Raw genomic sequence first — 21,836 nt, 5'->3', positions numbered from 1 at the left:
AGCTCGATGCAGTGAGTAAGGAAATCCCCCTCGAGCATATTGCCTCATATGTTTCGCGGGGCTAACAAAGATCGCGTTTTTTGCTTATTTGTTAGTAATTAAGGAATCAGAAAGCAAATTTACACATCTATTCATATAGATGAATTATCATTACATCTTAAGCCATCAATAGGGCAATTAGATCAACAATGTTTTGTGACTGTTGCACCCGTTTGTAAGCCCGTACGTGTGATAACCTGCTGCACATTGTCAAAAAAGTACATTATTAATCATAAAAAACTGAATCGTTTTAGCTTTGATCCTTTGAGTAATTTTTAAACAAGTAATGCCCCCATTTCTGCGAATGCTATTCCCGGAGCGGGTTGCTGCTGGCCTCAAGGATGAAAAATAACAAGACCCCGCCTGCCATCGTGGCTGGAGCATAACGGGGCCGAACTGAGTTGCCCTCAGAGGCAACGGTTTCTTCCCTCAGAACATGGACCAGACAATGGCAATCAACAGAAATCTTACCCGGCGTAAATTTCTCATGGCCTCGGTTGTGGCGCTCCCGGTCAGCCAGTTACTGCTTCGCAACGCAACAGCAGCGGAAGTGCTCGAGCAAGCCGCTCCTGATCTTGATACCTACACGCCCATTTTCTTCAAAGACGCGGAATGGCAATTCATCCTCGCGGCCACGGATCAGCTGATCCCCGCTGGTGGCGAGGGCAAAGCGCCTGGTGCACTGGAAACCAACGTGCCGGTGTTTATTGACCAGCAGCTGGATGACAAGGAATTTGGGCATGAGATTTACATGGAAGGCCCCTTCCCTGCCAACCTGCCCAAAACCCTGGGTTACCAGATTCCGTTCTACCCGCAAAAGATCTATCAGCGCGGTATTGAACTGACCAACCAATACTGCAGCGACAAGCTCGGTAAAACCTTTGATCAACTGACCGTTGAGCAAAAGCAGCACGTACTGACGCAGCTGCAAAAAGACGAGATCGACTTCACCGCCTACGGTGAAGACCAGCTGAAATCGTCCCAATTCTTCAGCCAGCTACTGGACGACACCAAGCACGGCTACCTCGCAGACCCCATGTACGGCGGTAATAAAGGCATGAAAGCCTGGATTGCGATTGGCTTCCCCGGTGCTCGCGCCAGCTTCCCTGAATGGGTCAAGCAGCACAACGTGCCTTATCCGCTTGGCCCCGTCAGCTTGCTGGGTGATCGCGCCTGAGTGGCGTGACCTTTCGAAGAATTCACTGATAAAGGTTTTACGATGTCAGTTATCAATAAAAAAGAAGTCGATGTCGTCGTTTGCGGCCTCGGCTGGACCGGCTCCCTGATGAGTATTGAGCTTGCCATGGCAGGCCTGACCGTCCGGGCACTGGAGAAAGGCCCGGACCGTTCCTACGATGAGATGGCCTACCCGAAACCGGCGGATCAGTACGCTTACGCGATCCGTAATAAAGTCATGACCACCCCGCGTGAATCGGCAGTGACCGTGCGCTATACCAGCAAGGATCACGCCGTACCGACCCGTAAATGGGGCGCGTTTGTGCCTGGCGGCGGCGTGGGTGGTTCCGGCCTGCACTGGACGGCCGTTCTGCTGCGCCCCACCCCTTATGACATCAAGCTTAAGACCTACGCGGATGAAGCTTATGCACCGGGTATCCTGCAGGAAAACATGCGTATTCAGGATTTCCCCTTCAGCTGGGATGAAATCGAGCCGTACTTCACCAAGTTCGAGAAAATCTGTGGTCTTTCCGGTAATACCGGCAACCTCAAGGGCCAGATTCTGGAAGGCGGCGATCCTTTCGAAGGCCCGCGTTCAGAGCCTTACCCAATGCCTGCGCTGGTCGATACCCTGAACGCCAGCATGTTCGCCGAAACCGCGCGCAGCATGGGTTACCACCCGTTCCCGAACCCTGCGGCTATCGCCACCCAAAGCTGGACCAATCCTTACGGTAACCAGATCGCCCCCTGTAACTACTGCGGTTACTGCAGCAAGTACCCTTGCCTGAACTACTCCAAAGCCTCGCCCCAGAGCGCGGTAATGGATTCCCTCAAGCGCATGGATAACTTCTCCTATGAAGTGAATGCCGAAGTGATCAAGGTCGTGCTGCACGATGACAAGAAAACCGCCAAAGGCGTGATCTACGTTGATGCTGACGGCAACCAGTGCTTCCAGCCCGCGAAAATCGTCGTTCTGGCCGGTTTCCAGATGTACAACGTCCGCCTGATGCTGCTCTCCGGTATCGGCAAGCCTTATGACCCCATCACCGAAGAAGGTGTGGTTGGCCGTAACTATGCCTTCCTGAGCAACGGCGGCGTGCAGATGTTCTTCAAGGACAAGCACTTCAACCCGTTTGCGACTGCCGGTGCCTCCGGTGAGATGTTCAATGACATTTCCCCCGGCAACTTTGATGGCCCAGGCCTTGGCTTTATCGGCGGTGCGAAGATTCACAGCTCCCAGTCCAACGGCAACCCGATTGGTACTGCGCTACCCAAAGGCACGCCTTCCTGGGGCATGGGCTGGAAAGAAGGCATGGAGCAATGGTACGGCCACTCCATGAAGCTCAGCATCACCACCACCTGTATGTCGTACCGCGACGTGTATCTGGATCTCGATCCCAACTACACCGACCAGCACGGCCTGCCATTGCTGCGCATGACCTTCAACTGGCAGCGTAACGAGTTGCTGCTGCAGCAGTTCCTCAACAAGACCGTGAATGAAATCGCTGATCAGATGAAACCGGATCACCGTTCGTCCAGCTTCCTGTCGATGGATTCCAACTTTGACCTGACCAAGTACGTTTCCACCCACAACGTGGGCGGTGCGGTGATGGGCGATGATCCGAAAACCTCAGCCCTGAACAAGTACCTGCAAAGCTGGGATGTTCACAATGTGTTTGTGCCGGGTGGCAATGCGTTCCCGCAGAACTTCCAGTCCAACCCGACCAACACCATTGGCGCGATCACGTTGATGGCCGCTCAGGCGATCAAGGATCAGTACATCCAGAACCCCGGTCCACTGGTACAGGCATAAGCACATGAAAAGACAACTACTTAACCGTCTCGTAATGGCCAACCTGCTGCTGATGCCCCTGTGCGGTTCGGCCTTTGCAGCGGATCAGGCTTCAGGAGATCAGGCCGATCTCATCAAGCGCGGTGAATACCTTTCCCGCGCCGGTGACTGCATGGCCTGTCACAGCGTACCCGGTAAGCCCGATTACGCCGGTGGCCTGCCGATCAAGTCTGACCTTGGTGTGATCTACTCCACCAATATCACGCCCGATAAAAACGTGGGTATTGGTAACTACACCGAAGAGCAGTTCTCCGATGCTGTCCGCGAAGGTATCCGTGCTGATGGCAGCCACCTCTACCCGGCCATGCCTTACCCGGACTACGCCAAAGTTAACGATGAGGACATCAAAGCCCTCTACGCCTACTTTATGCATGGCGTGAAAGCCAGCGACTACCAGCCGCCCAAGACTGACCTGAGTTTCCCCTTTAGCCAACGCTGGGGAATGATGTTCTGGAACTGGACCTTTGGTAACGACGATGGCTTTGAGCCAATCAAAGGCGCATCCGATGAAGTGAACCGTGGAGCCTATCTGGTTGAAGGTCTGGGTCACTGTGGCAGCTGCCACACCCCCCGTGGTGTCGGCATGCAGGAGAAAGCCTACGATCATACCGATGAGGACTTCCTCGCCGGTGGTGATTTGAACGGCTGGCCTGTTCCTCCACTTCGCGGTATTGCGCACTGGACCAAGCAGGAAATTATCGATTACCTGCAAACCGGTCGTAACGACAAGGCAGGCGTGGGCGGTGAAATGACCTCCGTGGTCTACAACAGCACCTCGCACATGACTGACGAAGATGCAGCGTCCATTGCGGCGTATATCAAGCATCTCGCCGGTGATGACAAGCCTGCTGCCGTGGATGCCGCAAAGGCTCAGGCCACGACCGATAAGCTGACCAGCGCCAAAGACCTGACGCTGGGTGAGCGTCTGTATATCGATAACTGTGCAGCCTGCCACTTTGTGGATGGCAAAGGTGCGGCGAAAGCCTTCCCGCAGCTGGATGGTGCCAGCATCGTCAATGCGGACAGCCCTGATGGCCTGATCAACGTCATTCTTAAAGGGGCGCAGTTGCCTTCCACCGAGAAAGCACCGTCCGAGCTGAAAATGCCCGGCTTTGCCCATCGTCTGGATGACAACGAAGTGGCCATGCTGGCGAGCTTTATCCGTTCCGGCTGGAACAATAATGCCCCCGGCGTCACCGCTGAAGACGTCAAAAAAGTGCGCGAGAGCCTGGAGTAATCCTGCGCCCTCTTTCGCGCTTAACAAAAAAAGCGAACCTCTCGGGGTTCGCTTTTTTATTGATCCTTTCACCTCAGCTGAGGCGGTTATTGCCTTTGTGCGCGTCAGCCGTGCTCAGGCACCAGCACAAAATTGCCGATGTGCGCTTTTTTGAGGAATTCCTGCTGCGCCTGGGCAATCGCTTCCAGCGGAAACACTTTTGCGACCAAAGGCTTGATTTCACCGCGCTCGATATAGCCGATCAGGTTCGGGAAGACCGGCTCATCCCAGGCCGTACAGCCAATCAGCGTGAGATCCTTCAAATAGAAGTCCCGCATATCCAGCGTCGTGATCGGCCCGGCAATCGCACCGGATGAGGCATAACGCCCACCGCGCGCCATGATTTTTAAAAGCTCAGGGAATTGCTCACCGGCGACGTTATCAATCACCACGCTGATGTTTTCCTCTGCCAGCGCTTCACGCAGATTGGCACCGCGATAGATGACTTTATCCACCCCCAACGCCCGGACTGCATCAGCCTTGGCACTGCCGGCAATGGCGATCACCCGCGCGCCACGACGTTTACACAGCTGCACCACGGCAGAACCCACGCCGCCGGACGCGCCGGGGATCAGCACGGTATCCTTCTCGCCGACCTGCGCCCGGTGCACCATGTTCTCCGCCGTGCCATAAGCACAGGGGATAGTCGCCAACTCCGTGTCCGACCAGTCGGTATCCACGGGGAAGACTTCAGAGGCTGGCACCCGCACATACTGGGCAAAAGCGCCATCAAAGTCCGAGGCCATCCAGAGGTTATCGGTCGAGGAAAAATCCGTCAGGCGCATGCAGGAGCGCACCAGCACGCGCTCGCCTTCCACCAGAATAAACTCATCACTTACCCCCTCGCCCAGGGCGACAATTTCGCCGCAGCAATCGGTGCCCTGAATCAGCGGAAATGGCGTTGATTCATTCCAGCCGCCATCGCTGATTTCATCCTCCCCGGCGCGTGAAGACAGATCTTCCGTTCCGCCGGTGACCGATGAGGAATACCAGCCGAGGCGCGTGTTGATCTCCGTATTGTTCACCCCGGCAGCCAATACCTTGAGCAGCACCTCTCCTTTGCGCGGCTTGGGAATGGGCACATCCAGATACTCCAGCTTTTCATAACCGCCGGTGCCGTTGGTGACGATGGCCTTCATACCGGGCGCACCTTCCGTCAGGGTAAAACGCTCGGGTGAATGGGCTTGCAGGTAACGTAGATCCGCGTGATGACGCTCGGACATGAAATCTCCCTTGGGTCTGGCCACTGACTATGCAGAGTTGAAATAGGCATCGAACTCTAAAAAGTGGCGAAATCAAAAAGCCATTGGCCCCTGTTTAAAGCCATTAGCTCCTGTTTATAGGGGCAGACCCTGACCAGACAACGCTTCCCCACTCACTGGGCGTACAGCACTAACAGCACAGCAGCGCCGTCCGTTACCGACGCCAGAAAGCAAAACACCCCGACAAGCGGGGTGTTTGAGTCAGCCTTTGTTGAAGGCCATTGCCTTCTGGAAAATGTTAGCCTTCCAGCGGCAGTGCAGACATGTCCATTACGAAGCGGTGCGCCACGTCACCTTTGGCCATGGTTGCGAACGCCTCGTTGATCTGGTCAGGGCGAATCACTTCACACTTCGGATGAATGTTATGCTCGCCACAGAAATCCAGCACTTCCTGAGTTTCCTTAATGCCACCGATCAGAGAACCGGCCACACGACGACGACCGAAGATCATCGGCAGCGTCTGGAAGCCGCTCATGGGGCCAACCTGACCGACGATAACCAGCGTGCCGTCCACATCCAGCAGCGGCGCGTAAGGCGTAACATCATGCTCCACCGGAACGGTGTCGATGATAAGATCCAGGCTGGAGCCTGCTTTCGCCATCGCATCATCATCCGTTGAGGCCAGAATGCCGGTAGCGCCCAGCGCTTTGGCTTCTTCTTCTTTCTTCTTGGAACGGCTGAGTACAGTCACTTCTGCACCCATGGCCACTGCCAGTTTCACCGCCATGTGGCCCAGACCACCCAGACCAATCACACCCACGCGAGAGCCTTTGGTCACCTTCCAGGTACGCAGTGGTGAGAAGGTGGTGATACCGGCACACAGAATAGGTGCGGCACGGGACAGATCCAGAGAATCCGGCACACGCAGCACGAACTCTTCACGCACAACGATGTGCTTGGAGTAACCGCCCTGAGTGATTTCACCGGAGATGCGGTCAGGCGCGCCGTAGGTGGGCGTCATGCCGTGACGGCAGTATTGCTCTTCGTGGTTGTGACACTGGTCACATTCCTGGCAGCTATCGACCATACAGCCGACACCGACCTGATCGCCGACTTTGTAGCCTTTCACCTCAGGGCCGACTTCAACCACACGGCCCACAATTTCATGGCCAGGCACCAGCGGATAATGCTGTGGGCCCCAGTCACCGTTCACGGTGTGCAGGTCAGAGTGGCACACGCCGCTGTACAGAATCTCGATCGCCACGTCATTCGCGCGCAGGGCACGACGCTCGAAGTGGTAAGGCTTCATCACCGCATCATCGGAATAGGCTGCATATCCAACAGTTTTCATGAAATCTCCTTGCACTAGGCGTTAACAGACAGTCGCCGACATCACTGCATCAGCATGACGGCATGGGAGTTATTGTGCATGGAGAGCGGCAAGCCTGCTTGTTCGATGCTGCGGAAGACTTGCCTATTTCTACGAGAGTGGATAGAGGTTCAAGATAGGCCTATTCCTGCTTGCTTAAGCCAGCTCTCTGCTGATCTGCGCGATATGAATACTGAGAAGGCTCAATTTTAAAAATTACATTTGAAATATCATAATCCATAAGATCATTTTTCTTATGGCCAAGAGATATTCTTATTTGTCTGGTCATTCTTGTAAAAGCAAGTATTCCTGATTCAAGCTCCAGTGTAGCTCCGCTTTCAATAAATTCGATCATAAAATGTATTACTTTTACATCACCACTAATCAATATTCTATTTTTAGCATCATTAAGCTTTGCCAAGTCTTCAATTTCATTAGAGGTATTCCCAATTCTTCTTGAAGCAGAAAGTCTTGAGGTAGCACTAAAAAAATCAGCATAAGCCATTAATTTAAACTTAGTAAGTTCGCTATGCTGCATTCTTTGTGTAGCGAAATAGTGACCTATTAATATTCCCAATATCGATCCAAATAGCGTAAAAATCAGAGTCATAATTTTTTCTCTACAAAAGCAAAGTCTATAATCGACTTAAGATTTTCTTCGCTTTCTTGTGACAAATTAATTTGCCCATCTATATACTGCCTTATACGCTTCCAAGAATTAAATGGCTTTCCGTTAGATTTCAACCCCTCTCTTTCTTTTTCATTCCAAATTAAATGCTCGAAAGTATCCTTAACCAAAAAAACCTTTCCCTCACCAGCGACATCTAAAATTTTTTTATTAGCATTAAATGGATGTATAGCTGGTAACTTTTCCAATTCATCATCATTTAAACCTTTCCTATCTTCATCATGAATAACAAGATACTCGATATCCATTTTCTCAAGAATTCTTGCAATTGCTGGAATAGTCCATTTTCCACCAGCAGAAATGACTGTTATATCTTTGTAGAGATTATCTGTAATTCCTAGTCTGGCTGATAATTCAGTCAATAAACTAAATACAGCAACCTCGGTATCGCCCTCTACAACAATAACCCTTTTAGCGAAGATACATTCACACACTGTGGGATGAAAGTCTAAAGTTGCACGCAACATAACTCTTTCATCATACTCACCGCTAACTTCAAATATAGTTTCATCGATCTGATGAACTTTTCTTGCATTTTGCTTGTCTCTCTTAATTAATTTTATTGACTTTGGGTTATCCGCCAGACTTATTAAGAAAGGTGAATGCGTAGAGCAAATAACTTGCCATTTTGATGATTTGGATCTTTGTCCTAATGTGTTTTTTAAGCGTCGCATTAAATGAGGATGAATATATAGTTCAGGCTCTTCATAAAGTACGATAATCGTTCTTTGATCACCAGATACTTCTGACTCCACCTCAGCATTTGTTTCTAGCATTGCAAAAGCTAATGCTCTTTGCACTCCACTACCTTGGTAATTCAGACTAGTTTCTATTTCGTCATCAATTAAAAATGTAGCAGCCTTAACAAAGAGATTTTCTATATCTATATCACCTATTGAAAGTTTTACTTTTGAGTCAAAATCTAAAATCTGATTCAATGTTTCAGATATTTTTCTGAGAGCCCCGTCTAATCCTTCGATAAAACCCTCGCTTTCAGACTGACCTCTTAACTTTTGTTGCAATAAGCTTGCCTTTTCAAGATATTGATTATAAGAGTCATCTTTCCTAACAAGAGGAAACAATTTATTAGAAAACAAATACGAAAACGGACTGTTATTGGTGGATTTCAATTCATCTTCAATTTTAAAGCTTGCAGGGACGTACATAACATGAGGTATAGCCTGCTGAAGTGAAGTTGCAAATTTTTTCTCATGCCAATCTATGTTTTCTTTTATTTTTTCTGGGAAAGTTCCTCGTGTGAAATCTTTCAATGACTCTATCGCCTCCTTATAATCGGCAGCACTCTTTATTCCAAAATCATCAAAAATTTCTTTGCATACATCATCCTTTCTCGCTTCAGAGTAATTTTTAAATCCATCCCAAGGATATATGTATTCGTTTGAGAATACAGAATAGTAATATGAGTAGTTGCTTTTATCTTCATTCCATTCAGCAAGAAGTCGTACTTTTACTTTACCTTCATGGACTAACTTCGATATTGCAGGCTTTTTACTTTCCCATTCCTCAATATCTTTAAACTCACAAACTATTATCATTTTTTCATCTGAAGCAATTTTATTCGGCCAGTCCTCGGGTTGCGGCTTTTTATTGTCTAAAACCAAATGAATTGCATGAAGAATTGTCGACTTTCCTATATTATTTGGCCCCACCAAAGTAGTGAAGTCTTCTATGTCTATAACTGCCTCACCAATTCCACGAAAATTTTTAATTTCTACTCTTGAAAGTTTCATTAATTATTCCTGAATATTTTTTATAATTCCCCTCAACCACCGATGCGCCGGATCATGCTCCAGTCGCGGATGCCATAGCTGCGATATGGTAATTTCGGGGGTGGAAACCGGTAATGCTTTGACTGTGATACCGCGATTTTCACTCTGTGCCAAGGGATGATTGGCGATATAAGACCAGGGCACCGCGGCAATCATGTCGGAATTAAGAATCATCGCCACAGCGGCGGGATAGCTTGGCACAATGCTGACGACCGTGCGCTGACGGTTAACCTCGGCCAATGCCGTATCGATAACGCTGTGAAACCGCGCATAGCGGGAGACTTCGACCTGCGGATACTGGCAATAACTCTCGGGCGAAATAGCCGGCAGCGTTTCAGCAGATTTGGGTAATTCAATCACTGTTGGCTCATTAACGAGTAGTGGGTGCCCTGCCCTCATAATCGCCACAAAGTGATCCCGATACAGCGCCTGTACCCGAATCTCCGGCCCCATATCGCCAATGACACCCACTTCAAGGTCAACATCACCCTCACGCAACGGACGGGATTCTTTGCGTTGTTTGAGGGTAAAGCGCACCCGTACCTTCGGCGCCTGCTCTTGCATTGCAAGAATCAGTCGCGGCCCCATCACTTCGATAAAGCCTTCATTGGCCCGAATCGTAAAGGTGCGCTCCAGGGTTGCGGGGTTAAATTCCGCCCGGTGGGCGCTCAGCACTGTTCGCGCATCCAATACCGCCTGATGGGCCTGTTCCCGCAGGGATTCAGCATAAGGCGTCAGTACCATCGTGCGTCCAGCCCGCACCAGTAGCGAATCGCCGGTGGTGTCCCGAAGCCGGCTCAGGGTGCGGCTCATGGCTGATTCGCTCAGCCCCAGACGGCGCGCGGCACCGGCCACACTGGCCTCTTTCAACAGCGCATCGAGTGCTACCAGCAGGTTAAAGTCCGGGTCGGCCATCGTTAAAACTCCCAGATACGGGGTTGGAATAAAACATACGGCGGTAGTGAAAGCCGCGTGATGCCTCACCTTCCGTCATATATGGCGTTTTATGCAAGTATTAACTGCAACCCCTGCGTCTTCCGACAGGTGAACCTGATCCCTAGAGTAAGCGCTGTTCCCACTGCACGCTGGAGTTGTTATGAATGCTACGAATACACCGCTGAACGTTCTGATTATTGGCGCTTCCCGTGGCCTTGGGCTGGCTATCGTCGAGCAGTATTTGCTGCGCGGTGATCAGGTGATTGCCACCGCGCGCTCGGCAAACTCGCCGGGACTGCTTGCGCTGCAGAAAGACTTTCCTGAGCAATTGCGCATCGAGCTTTTGGATATAACGCACCCTCAGCAAGTGGCCGCGCTGAAAAAGCGCTTAGTAAATGCCGAAGTCACGCTGGATTTCCTCTTTGTGAATGCGGGTGTGACCAATGAACCCACGCAGACCATCGCCGATGTCAGCACCGAGGACTTCAACTGGGTCATGCTGACCAACACCTTGAGCCCGATGCGAGTAATTGATGCGCTGCAGGATGTGGTGGCAGAAAACGGTTCCATCGGTGTGATGTCTTCCGGTCAGGGCAGCATCACCAATAACAGCAATGGCCTGCGGGATGTGTACCGCGCCAGTAAGGCGGCGCTGAATATGCTGATGAAAGGCTTTGTTGCGCGCCATCCGCTGCCGACTCGGACTTTCTTTATCATGGCGCCGGGTTGGGTGAAAACGGATTTGGGCGGTGAGGATGCCCGTTACACCGTCAAGGAAACCATACCCAAACTGGTGAACACGCTGGAGCTGCACCGCGGTGAAACCGGGCTGCATTACCTCGACTTTCAGGATCAGCGCGTACCCTGGTGAAAGCAAAGCAGCGGTAAAAGCATCAGCCTCGGAGAAAGCATCTGCCTGAGCGGAGCACTCCTCCGTCGAATGAGGGCGAGTCCAGTGTCTCGCCCTGCCTGATTGACGATGAGTTGCTGTTTATACAGCGGCTCGCGCTGCGAGTGCTGACTGATGCGACTCAATAAAGGCACTCATGCTCATCTCCCCCAAATCAACGGCTTTGGCGCCACCACCGGCGATGATCTGAATATCCTCAAAACCCAACACTTCAAGAATCAGTTTCAGGTACTGGCTGGCAATATCCCGCTCGGCGATGGGTGAGCCTTCGCTATAAACCCCGCCCGAGGCGATCACCACCGTCGCCTTTTTGCCTTTCACCAGGCCTTTACCGTCAAAACCCAGGGTCAGGCCTTTACGCACAATATGATCCACCCAGGATTTAAGATTGGCTGGAATGTTGTAGTTGTAGACCGGCGTTGAAATCAGCAGATGATCCGCAGCGAGAAGTTCTTCAACGAGCTGATCGGAAAGAGCCAGTTGCGCCTTCATGGCCTCAGTCTGCACGGGTGGCGGCGTGAAGTAAGCGGTCAGCCAATCCGCCGAGAGATAAGGCAGCGGCTGGGTGACCAGATCTCGCCTGGTCACAGCCTCATCCGTGTGCATGTTCAGCCACTGTTCAACAAAGCTCGCAGATAACTGGCGGGAGACAGAGCTTTCGCCCCGTGGACTGGCTTCGATAACAAGTAAACGGGCCATCGTTAATTCCTTTGGTGAGTAAGTGATGACGGCGCCGAATGGGCAACGTCACGATGGCACTATTGTTAATTGCTTAATCCTTCGGCGGGAGTGATATTAATTCGATACTATTGATCGGTTACACCGATAGATCAAGTTCCACAACGACGGATATTCCGATGATTGGCAGCCTGACCCTCGACCAGCTGCGTATTCTGGTCACCATTGCTGATACTGGCAGTTTTTCCGCAGCGAGCCGGCTTCTGCTGCGTGCGCAATCCTCTATCAGTCAGGCGATTGCGACGCTTGAGAATGTTCAGGGCGTTCAGTTATTTGACCGTTCATCACACCGGCCGCAGCTCACACCGACTGGTCAGGCATTGGTGACGCAGGCCCGCGCGGTGCTCAAAAGTGCCGATCAGTTTGAGGCAATGGCAGCAGGCTCACGTCAGGGGATTGAAGCCGAGCTGGCGATTGCCATTGACCCCTTGGTGCCGACCGAAGCCTGCGTGAACAGTCTTCAGGCACTGAATAACCAGTTTCCCCATCTGGCGGTGCGCTTTTACACGGAAGGATTAGGCGGTGCTGAACGTCGGCTGCAACAGGGAGATGTTGCCCTCGCCTTCGGCACCTTGCTGCCCAGCGTGCCGGACTGGCTGATTGCCTACCCTTTGATCACGCTGGAGATGGTTCCTGTCGTCGCGGCGGCGCATCCGTTGGCAGCACTGAATCGGCCCGTTAGGCTGGCGGAGCTAGAAAGCCACACCCAACTGGTATTGTCTGCGCCTGAGAGTGACAGCAGCCCAAGCTACGGTGTGCTCAGTACCCGGCAATGGCGGTTTGTAGAGCTTCACCGTCGGCTGGATTTTCTGTTGGCCGGTTTTGGCTGGTGTCGTATGCCGACAACGCTGGTGGCACCCATGCTGGCGGATGGAAGCCTTAAGCAACTGACCATTGAAGGTGATCCGGAAGCCAATCAACAGAGGCTGCCGATCTACGCCTCCCATCGGCGAGACCAGGGACTGGGTCGGGCGGGAAGCTGGTTGTTGAATCATTTATTGCGGAAGAATTAGAAGCAATTTGGTGGTAATAAAAAAGCGGCCATCGCAGGGCCGCTTTTATTCTAAAGCGTCGGCTCGTTTATGGTTCGCACCTTTACGGCTTCGCGCTTGAAGGTAAGAATGTAGCCTTGAAAGTCCTCGGTCAGATAATCCGTGTGTGCCGGTTTGCTGTGTACGGAATCAAAACCTTGCAGGAGCAATTGCTTACTGAGCAGGGTCTTACGGCCACGCCCCGGATCAACCAGTATCACTTCGCAGGTCGGGTTGGCGTGGTCACGAATAAAGCCGGACAGCAGTTCGACATGCGCATCTTCATACAGCAGATCGCTGCCAATAATAAGATCAAAGCGTCCCAGTTTGTTTTGCTTCTCCGCCCAGTCAATCCGCTCAAAAGCAATACTCTCCCCCTCGTTCAGCAGTGAGTTACGCTCCAGAAAAGTTTCGACTTCAGGATGATGATCCGTCGCTGTGATATCGGCATTCAGCTTCTTGAGCAGCAAACTTGAAAGGGCCATGCCGCACCCCACTTCCAGAATGCGTTTATTGGCGATGTCATAGGTTGCCATGTGATGAGCCAGCACCATGCTGGAGGGCCAGATCACACCAAACAGTGGCCAGCTGGCCGAGGAAATACCCAGTTTTTCTGCCTTACCGTCGGGGTCGAAGAATTCCTGAGTATCGCGAAGTGTGCAAACGTGAATATCGATGTCACCAAACTCGATAGTTCGGTAACTCAGACGAAGAGGCGTCATGATTTGTCCCAGTGAGCGTGAAGCTGCCATCAAGGAACAATGACAAAGAAAGCTGGTTACCAGCCAAGAACCTCAAGGATATAGCACTGAGGATGGAACACAACCATTCTCTAGCCTCAAGTCGATCTTATTCGACTATCTGAACTATCCTGCTTTGTCGTGCTTTTTAAATAAACATTGGTTGCTCATCTCTTACCATGGCCTGGTGATTAGCCTGATCCCCGCCCAGACAAGAGGCAGAAGCAGCAACCACACAGGGATCAGCCATGATGCGCCAACAAGTAAGAGATAACCCCAGTCAGTATCACAATCCACAGGATCTGCATTCAGGCAAAACGCTCAAGTCATTTCAGAAAAGTCTTGTGAGTTACCCAGCTCACTTAAATAAGACTCCACCGCCAACAATAAAAGCGGCATCACCTGCCGCTTTTTCATCTTACTGCGTTACCCCTGGCCTAAAGCGCGATAGCTCAGGCCAGCGTTGACAGTGATGCCGGGTCGTAGCCTTTCAGTGCATCCATATCACCGGCCTTGACCTTCGCCACCCAGTTCGGGTCCGTTAGCAGCGCACGGCCGACGGCGATCAGATCAAACTCGCCGCGTTCCATGCGCTCAAGCAGCTGATCCAGCCCCGAGGAGGCGGAGCCTTCGCCGGTAAAGGCGCCCATAAAGTCGCCGCTTAAACCAACCGAACCCACGCTGATTGTTGCCGCGCCGGTCAGTTTCTTAGCCCAGCCGGCAAAGTTAAGGCCCTTGTCGCCATCCAGTTCAGGGAATTCAGGTTCCCAGAAACGGCGCTGTGAGCAGTGCAGAATGTCCGCGCCTGCCTCGACCAGCGGTGTCAGCCATTGCGCCATCAATTTCGGCGTTTCTGCCAGACGTGCGGTGAAATCCTGCTGCTTCCATTGGCTTAAACGGATAATGATGGGGAAGTCTTCACCGACTTCTTTACGCACCGCAGCGATGGTTTCTGCGGCAAAACGTGAGCGCTCGCCGATGGTTTTTCCGCCAAAGCGGTCAGTACGCAGGTTGGTGCCCTGCCAGAAAAACTGGTCGATCAGGTAGCCGTGAGCACCGTGCAGTTCGATGGTGTCATACCCCAAACGCTTGGCCTCTCCTGCGGCGTTGGCGAAGGCGGCGATGGTGTCGGCAATATCGCTGTCACTCATGGCCTTGCCACGTTCCACGCCCGGAGCATCCAGTGCCGATGGGCTTTCCACAGGGGCGTCAGGTTCCCACTCGGTCAGGAAGCTTTTGACCGCGCCGGTATGCCACAGCTGCGGGCCCATTTTGCCACCGGCCTGATGGACCGCATCGATGATGTTCTTCCAGCCAGCCAGCGCCTGCTCACCGTGAAAGAAAGGAATCGCCGGATCATTACGTGATGCCGGGCGGTCAATCACCGTGCCTTCCGACAGAATCAGACCGACCTGCCCTTCAGCACGGCGCTGGTAGTAGCCGGTGTTTTGCGCCGTTGGAATGCCGCCATCAGTCATGGAACGCGTCATCGGCGCCATCACGATGCGGTTAGGCAATGACAGGGACTTCAGACGGAAGGGTTCGAATAAAACGTGGTTGGCGTGGTTGCTCATCACAGGCTCCCTCAAAGTTGAGATGCTGATGGTATACTCCGTAAACCTAGCGTCAATTACGCACTTTGTTTCGCCCAGGTATACCGGAGTAAACCATGTCGACCGAGATAAACTGCTTTCATGTGAATTGCCCCAGCCGTCTGCTGTTTGATCAGATCGCCGATAAATGGTCGATGATGGTACTCACGGCACTGAACGATGGGCCGATGCGCTTTAACGCCATCAAACGGATGCTGGAAGGTATCACCCAGAAAGCCCTCACCCAGTGTTTACGCCGTCTGGAGCGTAATGGCCTGATCAGTCGTGAAGTCTTACCGACCTCGCCCGTCGCTGTGCAGTACGAAATCACCACCCTGGGCCGGTCACTGCAGACGCCCTTTAAGGCGCTGTATGCCTGGACACAGGAGAATCTGGATGCCGTGGAAGCGGCGCGTGACGCCTTCGATAGCAAGCGCGAAGCCGAGGCGGCTCTGGCGTAATGATGGGCGCGAGCGTGTGAGGTTTAAGGCAGGTGCATCACCGCACTGCGGATGGCAGCTTTGACCGGCGGCTATCGGGTAACAGTGCGGGATGCGTAAAGCGCATGCGCACCGCTCTAGCGTGCCGGGTTCACCAGAAAGATCACTTCACCACGGTAAAAATCAGAGCTCGCAAGGCGCTGTTGCCACGCGGCGTCCCACTCACCGCCCTGCACCAGGCCCACTTTGAATGGAATGGCGAGGGAGTGAAGGCTCTGCAGATACTCAGCGTAGTTCGGCACGGAATGCGTCCCCCGGTAAGTTTGCACCACCAGCTCATCCAGCGTTCCCTGAAGGTTATTCAGTGCTTTGACATCGCCGGTTTTCGTCCAGTCCAGCAGCCCGGTAATACTGAGCTTGTACTGAGCAGGCAGTTGCTTTCGCAGGTGGGTCAGAAACTGGGCGTACTGTTCAAGCTGATAAGTCCGGGCATCAAAATCCAGCTGAATGCCAACGGGTGTGGTGCTCACCTGCTGCCAGCGGGACAGCTGCGCCAGCACACTCGCCAGCACCGCGTGATTCCACTTAAGGCTATGAACACGATAAGCAAGCCAGACGTTTTTTGCCCTGACTGGCCCCATCACCGTTGGGCCCTGCGGCACTAATACCGCGCCACCCTTCGCGGCATCAATCTGCCCCTGCAGCACATAAAGCGTACTGGCCTTGTTCAATACGGGCTGCGGCTTAACCGCGGCCCATAACCAGAACTGCTGATAATTCTCGGCGTTAACGCGGGCCTGAACCTGAGCCGCCATCAGCAGACTTATGACCAGCAACGCCACCCTCTGAATGGCGTTAACAGGCCAACGGCGTAATCGGAAGAGACAGAAAGATGCCATGACGGTTACCAGTAGTACTTCAGAGCTTTCGCCCACGGCGTTGAGCCATAATCTTTCTTCAACCGGGTAAACCAGGCTTTACGCTGGGACTGAGGAATTTCCGCCTGACTGCAACTGTTATAACCACTGGTGGCAAAGCAGCGCACCGCACGGTACAAGGCATAGCCACGGTCATTATCGGATGCTCGCGGGTAGTCGATCACTTTGAGATACAGGTCGAGACGCGGGGTCGGCTTATCACCAAACTGGTCTTCAGTCCCACCCAGCGCGGTCGGGGCAGGACGGTACTCATAAGGCACGCGTTCGCTGATACCATTACGCAAATAAAACTCACCCAGACAATTCAGGCCACGGGTATCGTTACTGTTGTTGATCAGCCGTTTGACGTTATCCGCCAGACTTTCGCACTGATAAGCGCCCTTCACTGTCTGGCCTTCCCACAGGAACACGCCGGGGTACTGAGTCGCATCGCCAAGATCAAGGTCATCCACCTTCATCGTCGCGTCATACCCCGATTGCCAGTAGCGCTTAAAACGCTGCGCCTGCTCATGGTTGGCGGTTAAATCCAGCAGGGTGCTGTCACGCAGGAAGTCTTTATAACGCCCCCGCGTCAGCTCCTTATACAGCAAGGTGTAATAGGCGGTATTGCGCTCTTTTTCATTCAGCGCGCCACCCTTTACCAGCCCAAGCAGGGTGTCCTCATCGGCGATATTACGAATCAAAAAGCGGCGAGCAACGTCGTGAGTGATCCAGGAATCTGCGGCGAAGACTTTATTCAGCTCATGGCTGCGTTCATAGGTCATGGCCTGTGCAATTTGCAGCACCTGACTTTGCAGTGCATCTGTCGTGATCAGGTGCAGCGCGTTCCAATGGGCCTCGGCCTCAGACCATTTTCCCAGAGACATCAGTGACAAACCTTTGAGGATTTGGGTACTGAAGGCACGCACATCGAGGGGGCCTTCAGCGGGCAAGTCCGGAACGGTACTGATCACGGCTTGATAGTCTTTGCCAACGTAGTATCGCTGTGCGGTTCGGATAAACGCGGCATCCTGCTCGCTTAGCAGCTTCTGCGATGCCTGATAGTTGATTTCCTGAGGGGCAAGCTTGTCTGTATCGCTGGAGTTATAGCTTCTTAGCCAGCGAAGATCCTGCACCAGATTAAAGTCTGAAGCGCCCGGATACAGCGCGCTTTCTTCAGCCCAGAGTTTGTTATCAATCTCATTGAGCAGCTTCAGGGTTTGGGAATCGCTGGTCGTGGCATCCAGCGCCGCATGGCTTTCCCTGGCCAGTGCCGCCTTGTCTCCACGCTGCCAGGTGATGCGGCGGAACAGGCCTTTGGCTGACTCGGCATAGCGACCTTCAGGATACTGAGCCAGATAAGCCTCAAAACGGTCTTTCGAGGTACTCAGCGCGTCCTGATCGACCTTTGTCACATCGAAGAAGCCATAATCGCCAACGGCATGTACCTGTGCCCGATTCAGCGCAACCCGCCCCTGCATGTAACGGGACGCTTCCGCCACCCAGGCATTAGTCGATTTTGCCAACTCATCAAAGGTCGCATCCAGTGTCCAGAGCGCCTGCTCATTGCCATAAAACGCTGTAATGGCATCCAGATACGTCTCCAGCGCCGCCTTGCCTGAAAGCCCCTGCACGTTGACCGGGCCGGTCATCTCGGCACCAACGCGGCAATTTTCGAGCAGATTCCAACGGCGCTGAATCAGTCCGGTACGATCGGCATCACTGAGATCAGGCTCAGCCAGCACCACTCGCGAGAAGGCATCAACACTGGCCACCGTGTTACTGACGCAGCGTGCCGGATCATCATAATGCGTGTAGGCATCCGCAAATCTGGCAAGGGATTCATCATTCAGGCCAAGCGCCAGCAACTGGTCATGAATGGAGCCTTGCTGCGCCTCTACGTTGCTCTTGGCTGTAGCCGTGGCAGTGCGTTCATCGTTCTGAACCTCCTGCGTTATCGAGTAGGTCGAGAACGGAATACTGGCGGACGACGGGGTCATTGAATCGGCGTTGCGTGTGATCAGCCCATTCAGATCAAAACGTTTTTTATCGGCGAGCAATAACGCGAGGTTAATTCGGGTGTCATTGGCGGGGCTGAGAAAAGGCATCTGCCCGGCCTCGCAGTCGAACATCGCGCTGGTGAGATCAATCTCGTAAACACCGCCACAGCCATCGGCGCAGCCAAAAGCCATGACGGGCATCATCGCCAGCGCCAGAAGGCTGGGCTTCAGAAGAGGTTTCGCCAGAGAGGAAGCAGTGACTGCAAGAACGGCGGTTTTCATGACAACGCTCCATGTCGTCGCGAAGCACAGCGCTTCGCGTTAAAAATCGGAGCGAATTATGGTCAGAACAGACAAAACTGCCAAGGAGAACAGGGCTTATCTACCAAAACAGGATTTGAAGTTAGCTGACCCTAAGCAAGTCATAGAAGAGATAAACTCGACTATAACCTACGTTTTAGGAACCCGGCGCATTACGCTGTTCAGGCGTTTTAGTGAAATGACCAATGGCATCATCTGGGTTTACCGCACTTCGCTGCGCTTTAGCGGCTTCTGCCCACCAGCGAAGCTGGGCGCTGCCTCGTGCAAAATAACTCTCCCATCGGCTACCATCGACACCGTCAGCATAGCTGCCATCCTCCTCAAAGACGTCCTGCGCCTTGGGCAGATGAATCATGGCAGAAACGGCAAGACAGCCCAGCTCACCCAGGAAAGTGCGCATTCCTACCGCCGCTCTCGCCCCACCCCATTGACCGGCAGAATAGGTCACGATCAGGCTTGGCTTAAAGCCATAGAGTGAGCTGCCAAAATGATTGAGCAAGTGCGCCAGCGCCGGGCTCATGCTGTGGTTGTATTCCGGGCTAACCATCACATAACCATCAGCCTGACGGATTTTGTCTGCCAGCGTGGCCAGCGCTTGCGGTGCGTTCTTCGGCGCGTAGGCAAAGTAAGGCTTAAACACCTCACCGAGGTCATACTCCAGAGGATCAATGATCTCAATAACATCATCACTGTTCCCGGATGATAAATGCGCCGCCATGGCCCTGGCCACGCGTGCGCCAAGACGTGCAGGTTTTGGCGGCTGGCTCTGACGAATCGAACCTAAAAAGACCAGGATTTTCATGCTTTTCCTCGCGCTGAGAACGTGTTTCTGAGGCCTGTGGTATCAGGCCACTTCACTCACGTGTTCATTAGCCAGCTCTTCAAGAATGGCGTGGAAATTCTTCACCGTAGTGATGGGCTGAATATCACAATGCATCAAGGTGAAGGGAACCGTTGGGAGTTTGATGTCGGAGTCGATATCTCTGAAGACGATTTCGTGCCGATTCATCAGGCCTACTGAGGCGGGAAGCAAAGCAAAGCCCAGTTGTGCCGCCACCATAAGCAAGGTTGAGCCAACCAGAGAGGCACTGCGTGTGAGCCGTGGTTCAAAACCCGCACGCCGACAGGCTTCAACAGAGGCCTGATAAATACAGTTGGCTGTGGGCGTAAAGATGAAGTCTTCCTCTTTCAGCGCGATGAGTGGAATCGGCTCGCCTGACTGCGCCAGAGGATGATGCCTTGAGAGAGCAATCTGCAGAGGCTCACGGTCAAGATGAAAGCTTTTATAGCCTTTAAGCTGCTCGGCAAGTGGTCGGACCATCAACGCATCCAGCTCGCCTTTGTCCAGCAACTCCATCAGTGGCTCCGTACCCTGTTCCACCACCGTCAGTAATACATCCGGATAGCGCTTTCGAAATACCCGCAGGCCATCGCTGGCCAGCTTATTAAAGGTAGCGGTACCTGTGACGCCAAGTCGCAGTTTGCCCGCTTCCCCCCTACTTGCGCGCTGGGCCATCTCGATACCGCGATTGGCAAAATAAGGCAGGCATTTCACTTCTTCAAAGAAAGCCCGCCCTGCTTCCGTCAGCTCAACCCCGCGAGGTAAGCGCTCGAACAGTGCGGTGCCCACTTCTTTTTCAAGATCCTTAATTTGCAAACTTAAGGGAGGTTGCGCCATTTGCAGCTGCTCAGCCGCCCGAGTAAAGCTTTTTGCCTCTGCAACGGCCAGAAAATAGCGGATATGTCTGAGTTCCATTATTCAAAACCTGATCTATATACAATGCATATCAATAACATACCAGTCATATATTAGATTAATAATTTATCAGCCAATACAATTATATGAATTTTTTCCGCAACGCAGTCGACTGTGTCTGCCTGTGCAATTTGAGCTGGTTAAACCGGAAATTGTGCACGCAAAAACAGTTGCTGAATCGAAATAGCCTGACCCTTTCAAGTCTCTTCCTGCCTGGAAAGTCTTCGCTCGCTGACCGTGAGCAGCGTGTTGGATTTTGCTGTGTCTCTTGAAAGGGTATTGGCCACAAAAACCTGGAACCAGGGCATAAGACCCCGGTCACAAGGAGTCATGATGAACCGTCGAGAAGCCCTGCTCTCACTGGGCACGGTAGCCACAGCGGCTGCTATCGCTCCAGTCAGCGCCAAGGAAATAAGCGGATTCCCCCATGGAACCGCACAAAGTGCCGACCACATGCCAAAGCCGATCCGCTTTGGTGGCTATCAAGTCCTCACCGATGACACTGACCGTCAGACCCTGACGGCCATTTTTGATCGCCTGATTCCTGCGGATGATCTTGGCCCCTCGGCCAGTCAGGCCGGTTGCCTGGAGTTCCTCGATGACCAGCTCGCCGGTGATTACGGCGCGGGCAAGGCGCTCTACCTTGAGCAGCCCCTGCACCCTGAAAATGAAGAAGCGCTGATGGGTTCCCCGCAGTTTCTGACCACGCCGAAAGAGCGCTACAAGTCCGGCCTTAATGCCCTGCGCGCTTATGCCAAGGCCGTGGAAGGCAAGCCTTTCCATGAGCTGAGCGCTGATCGCATCGACGCCCTGCTGATGGCGATGGAAGCTGGCAAGCTCGATCTCGGTAAGGATGTTAATGCTCAGGCTTTCTTTGAGCTGATGCTTCAGAACGCCCGTGAAGGTTATCTGGCAGACCCGATTTACGGCGGCAACCGCGACATGGCGGGCTGGAAGATGATTGGCTTTCCTGGCGCCCGTTACGACTACCGTCCTTATATCGATCGCCGTGGCGAAGAATTGAGTTTTATCCCCGTTAGCCTGATTCCGGCCGATTGATCTG

Annotated in this window: 19 protein-coding genes; 7 read left to right on the top strand and 12 right to left on the bottom strand. The window is 52.8% G+C overall.

Annotation, left to right across the window (positions count from 1 at the left end; translation table 11 throughout):
* Positions 1–487: 487 nt before the first annotated feature.
* Genes ACKC9G_RS00570 through ACKC9G_RS00560 form a run of 3 tightly spaced genes read left to right on the top strand, consistent with a single transcriptional unit; the run spans position 488 to position 4,304 of the window.
* Positions 488–1,216, top strand: a complete 729-nt coding sequence (locus ACKC9G_RS00570; protein ID WP_411402874.1) for a gluconate 2-dehydrogenase subunit 3 family protein — start codon at positions 488–490, stop codon at positions 1,214–1,216.
* 42 nt (positions 1,217–1,258) lie between these two features.
* Positions 1,259–3,028: a GMC family oxidoreductase gene (locus tag ACKC9G_RS00565; protein WP_411402872.1), complete on the top strand. Its 1,770-nt coding sequence runs from the start codon at positions 1,259–1,261 to the stop codon at positions 3,026–3,028.
* A 4-nt stretch (positions 3,029–3,032) separates the two neighbouring features.
* On the top strand, positions 3,033–4,304 hold the full coding sequence (locus ACKC9G_RS00560) for a c-type cytochrome (RefSeq protein ID WP_411402870.1): 1,272 nt from the start codon (positions 3,033–3,035) through the stop codon (positions 4,302–4,304).
* A gap of 104 nt (positions 4,305–4,408) precedes the next feature.
* Here the strand turns inward: ACKC9G_RS00560 and ACKC9G_RS00555 are convergent, their stop codons facing one another.
* The 5 genes from ACKC9G_RS00555 to ACKC9G_RS00535 form a co-directional block, all read right to left on the bottom strand.
* Positions 4,409–5,566 carry an alcohol dehydrogenase family protein gene (locus ACKC9G_RS00555; RefSeq protein WP_411402868.1) on the bottom strand — a complete coding sequence of 386 codons (1,158 nt, stop codon included), beginning with the start codon at positions 5,564–5,566 and terminating at the stop codon, positions 4,409–4,411.
* A gap of 277 nt (positions 5,567–5,843) precedes the next feature.
* Positions 5,844–6,896 carry an NAD(P)-dependent alcohol dehydrogenase gene (locus ACKC9G_RS00550; RefSeq protein ID WP_411402866.1) on the bottom strand — a complete coding sequence of 351 codons (1,053 nt, stop codon included), beginning with the start codon at positions 6,894–6,896 and terminating at the stop codon, positions 5,844–5,846.
* Positions 6,897–7,056: 160 nt separating this feature from the next.
* Entirely contained in the window at positions 7,057–7,524 is a 468-nt protein-coding gene (locus ACKC9G_RS00545; RefSeq protein WP_411402864.1) for a hypothetical protein, read from the bottom strand.
* Positions 7,521–9,353, bottom strand: a complete 1,833-nt coding sequence (locus ACKC9G_RS00540; RefSeq protein ID WP_411402862.1) for an ATP-dependent nuclease — start codon at positions 9,351–9,353, stop codon at positions 7,521–7,523. Before ACKC9G_RS00540 ends, ACKC9G_RS00545 begins: the two co-directional genes overlap by 4 nt.
* 3 nt (positions 9,354–9,356) lie before the next feature.
* Complete coding sequence (locus tag ACKC9G_RS00535; protein ID WP_411402860.1) at positions 9,357–10,307, bottom strand: LysR family transcriptional regulator; 951 nt, start codon at positions 10,305–10,307, stop codon at positions 9,357–9,359.
* A gap of 181 nt (positions 10,308–10,488) precedes the next feature.
* Here ACKC9G_RS00535 and ACKC9G_RS00530 point away from each other — a divergent pair, with 181 nt between their 5' ends.
* Positions 10,489–11,199: an SDR family NAD(P)-dependent oxidoreductase gene (locus tag ACKC9G_RS00530; protein ID WP_411402858.1), complete on the top strand. Its 711-nt coding sequence runs from the start codon at positions 10,489–10,491 to the stop codon at positions 11,197–11,199.
* Between the two features lie 120 nt (positions 11,200–11,319).
* On the opposite strand, the gene ACKC9G_RS00525 is transcribed toward ACKC9G_RS00530, so the two are convergent.
* The gene (locus tag ACKC9G_RS00525) at positions 11,320–11,937 is read right to left on the bottom strand and encodes an FMN-dependent NADH-azoreductase (RefSeq protein WP_411402856.1); all 618 of its coding nucleotides are present in this window, start codon (positions 11,935–11,937) and stop codon (positions 11,320–11,322) included.
* Positions 11,938–12,095: 158 nt separating this feature from the next.
* Between ACKC9G_RS00525 and ACKC9G_RS00520 the strand changes: the two genes are divergently transcribed.
* A complete protein-coding gene (locus tag ACKC9G_RS00520; RefSeq protein WP_411402854.1) occupies positions 12,096–12,989 on the top strand; it encodes a LysR family transcriptional regulator in 894 nt (297 codons plus the stop codon).
* Positions 12,990–13,039: 50 nt separating this feature from the next.
* On the opposite strand, the gene ACKC9G_RS00515 is transcribed toward ACKC9G_RS00520, so the two are convergent.
* Together ACKC9G_RS00515 and ACKC9G_RS00510 are read right to left on the bottom strand one after the other, a co-directional pair.
* Positions 13,040–13,729: a class I SAM-dependent methyltransferase gene (locus tag ACKC9G_RS00515; RefSeq protein WP_411402852.1), complete on the bottom strand. Its 690-nt coding sequence runs from the start codon at positions 13,727–13,729 to the stop codon at positions 13,040–13,042.
* Between the two features lie 470 nt (positions 13,730–14,199).
* Positions 14,200–15,321: an NADH:flavin oxidoreductase gene (locus ACKC9G_RS00510; RefSeq protein WP_411402850.1), complete on the bottom strand. Its 1,122-nt coding sequence runs from the start codon at positions 15,319–15,321 to the stop codon at positions 14,200–14,202.
* 95 nt (positions 15,322–15,416) lie between these two features.
* Between ACKC9G_RS00510 and ACKC9G_RS00505 the strand changes: the two genes are divergently transcribed.
* Positions 15,417–15,800: a winged helix-turn-helix transcriptional regulator gene (locus tag ACKC9G_RS00505; RefSeq protein ID WP_411402848.1), complete on the top strand. Its 384-nt coding sequence runs from the start codon at positions 15,417–15,419 to the stop codon at positions 15,798–15,800.
* A gap of 116 nt (positions 15,801–15,916) precedes the next feature.
* Here ACKC9G_RS00505 and ACKC9G_RS00500 read toward each other — a convergent pair whose 3' ends face one another.
* The 4 genes from ACKC9G_RS00500 to ACKC9G_RS00485 form a co-directional block, all read right to left on the bottom strand.
* Positions 15,917–16,678 carry a DUF3142 domain-containing protein gene (locus tag ACKC9G_RS00500; RefSeq protein ID WP_411402846.1) on the bottom strand — a complete coding sequence of 254 codons (762 nt, stop codon included), beginning with the start codon at positions 16,676–16,678 and terminating at the stop codon, positions 15,917–15,919.
* Between the two features lie 5 nt (positions 16,679–16,683).
* Entirely contained in the window at positions 16,684–18,978 is a 2,295-nt protein-coding gene (locus tag ACKC9G_RS00495) for a hypothetical protein (protein WP_411402844.1), read from the bottom strand.
* Between the two features lie 175 nt (positions 18,979–19,153).
* Positions 19,154–19,819, bottom strand: a complete 666-nt coding sequence (locus tag ACKC9G_RS00490) for an NADPH-dependent FMN reductase (protein ID WP_411402842.1) — start codon at positions 19,817–19,819, stop codon at positions 19,154–19,156.
* Positions 19,820–19,861: 42 nt separating this feature from the next.
* Positions 19,862–20,773, bottom strand: coding sequence for a LysR substrate-binding domain-containing protein (locus ACKC9G_RS00485; RefSeq protein WP_411402840.1), 912 nt, complete (start codon positions 20,771–20,773; stop codon positions 19,862–19,864).
* A gap of 333 nt (positions 20,774–21,106) precedes the next feature.
* Here ACKC9G_RS00485 and ACKC9G_RS00480 point away from each other — a divergent pair, with 333 nt between their 5' ends.
* Positions 21,107–21,832: a gluconate 2-dehydrogenase subunit 3 family protein gene (locus ACKC9G_RS00480; RefSeq protein WP_411402838.1), complete on the top strand. Its 726-nt coding sequence runs from the start codon at positions 21,107–21,109 to the stop codon at positions 21,830–21,832.
* The last annotated feature ends 4 nt before the right edge of the window (positions 21,833–21,836 follow it).

It is taken from the genome of Pokkaliibacter sp. CJK22405 (genome assembly GCF_046614695.1).
Classification (GTDB): domain Bacteria; phylum Pseudomonadota; class Gammaproteobacteria; order Pseudomonadales; family Balneatricaceae; genus Pokkaliibacter.
Note: the sequence above shows the minus strand (reverse complement) of the source record. Positions and strands in the feature narration are given on the sequence as shown.

Bases quoted from the DNA above. Each gene is read 5' to 3' on its own strand.
- ACKC9G_RS00495 (WP_411402844.1), bottom strand. From the start codon at position 18,978: ATGAAAACCGCCGTTCTTGCAGTCACTGCTTCCTCTCTGGCGAAACCT.
- ACKC9G_RS00535 (WP_411402860.1), bottom strand. From the start codon at position 10,307: ATGGCCGACCCGGACTTTAACCTGCTGGTAGCACTCGATGCGCTGTTG.
- ACKC9G_RS00525 (WP_411402856.1), bottom strand. From the start codon at position 11,937: ATGGCCCGTTTACTTGTTATCGAAGCCAGTCCACGGGGCGAAAGCTCT.
- ACKC9G_RS00560 (WP_411402870.1), top strand. From the start codon at position 3,033: ATGAAAAGACAACTACTTAACCGTCTCGTAATGGCCAACCTGCTGCTG.
- ACKC9G_RS00550 (WP_411402866.1), bottom strand. From the start codon at position 6,896: ATGAAAACTGTTGGATATGCAGCCTATTCCGATGATGCGGTGATGAAG.
- ACKC9G_RS00555 (WP_411402868.1), bottom strand. From the start codon at position 5,566: ATGTCCGAGCGTCATCACGCGGATCTACGTTACCTGCAAGCCCATTCA.
- ACKC9G_RS00570 (WP_411402874.1), top strand. From the start codon at position 488: ATGGCAATCAACAGAAATCTTACCCGGCGTAAATTTCTCATGGCCTCG.
- ACKC9G_RS00515 (WP_411402852.1), bottom strand. From the start codon at position 13,729: ATGACGCCTCTTCGTCTGAGTTACCGAACTATCGAGTTTGGTGACATC.
- ACKC9G_RS00505 (WP_411402848.1), top strand. From the start codon at position 15,417: ATGTCGACCGAGATAAACTGCTTTCATGTGAATTGCCCCAGCCGTCTG.
- ACKC9G_RS00565 (WP_411402872.1), top strand. From the start codon at position 1,259: ATGTCAGTTATCAATAAAAAAGAAGTCGATGTCGTCGTTTGCGGCCTC.
- ACKC9G_RS00485 (WP_411402840.1), bottom strand. From the start codon at position 20,773: ATGGAACTCAGACATATCCGCTATTTTCTGGCCGTTGCAGAGGCAAAA.
- ACKC9G_RS00530 (WP_411402858.1), top strand. From the start codon at position 10,489: ATGAATGCTACGAATACACCGCTGAACGTTCTGATTATTGGCGCTTCC.
- ACKC9G_RS00480 (WP_411402838.1), top strand. From the start codon at position 21,107: ATGAACCGTCGAGAAGCCCTGCTCTCACTGGGCACGGTAGCCACAGCG.
- ACKC9G_RS00500 (WP_411402846.1), bottom strand. From the start codon at position 16,678: ATGGCATCTTTCTGTCTCTTCCGATTACGCCGTTGGCCTGTTAACGCC.
- ACKC9G_RS00520 (WP_411402854.1), top strand. From the start codon at position 12,096: ATGATTGGCAGCCTGACCCTCGACCAGCTGCGTATTCTGGTCACCATT.
- ACKC9G_RS00490 (WP_411402842.1), bottom strand. From the start codon at position 19,819: ATGAAAATCCTGGTCTTTTTAGGTTCGATTCGTCAGAGCCAGCCGCCA.
- ACKC9G_RS00540 (WP_411402862.1), bottom strand. From the start codon at position 9,353: ATGAAACTTTCAAGAGTAGAAATTAAAAATTTTCGTGGAATTGGTGAG.
- ACKC9G_RS00545 (WP_411402864.1), bottom strand. From the start codon at position 7,524: ATGACTCTGATTTTTACGCTATTTGGATCGATATTGGGAATATTAATA.
- ACKC9G_RS00510 (WP_411402850.1), bottom strand. From the start codon at position 15,321: ATGAGCAACCACGCCAACCACGTTTTATTCGAACCCTTCCGTCTGAAG.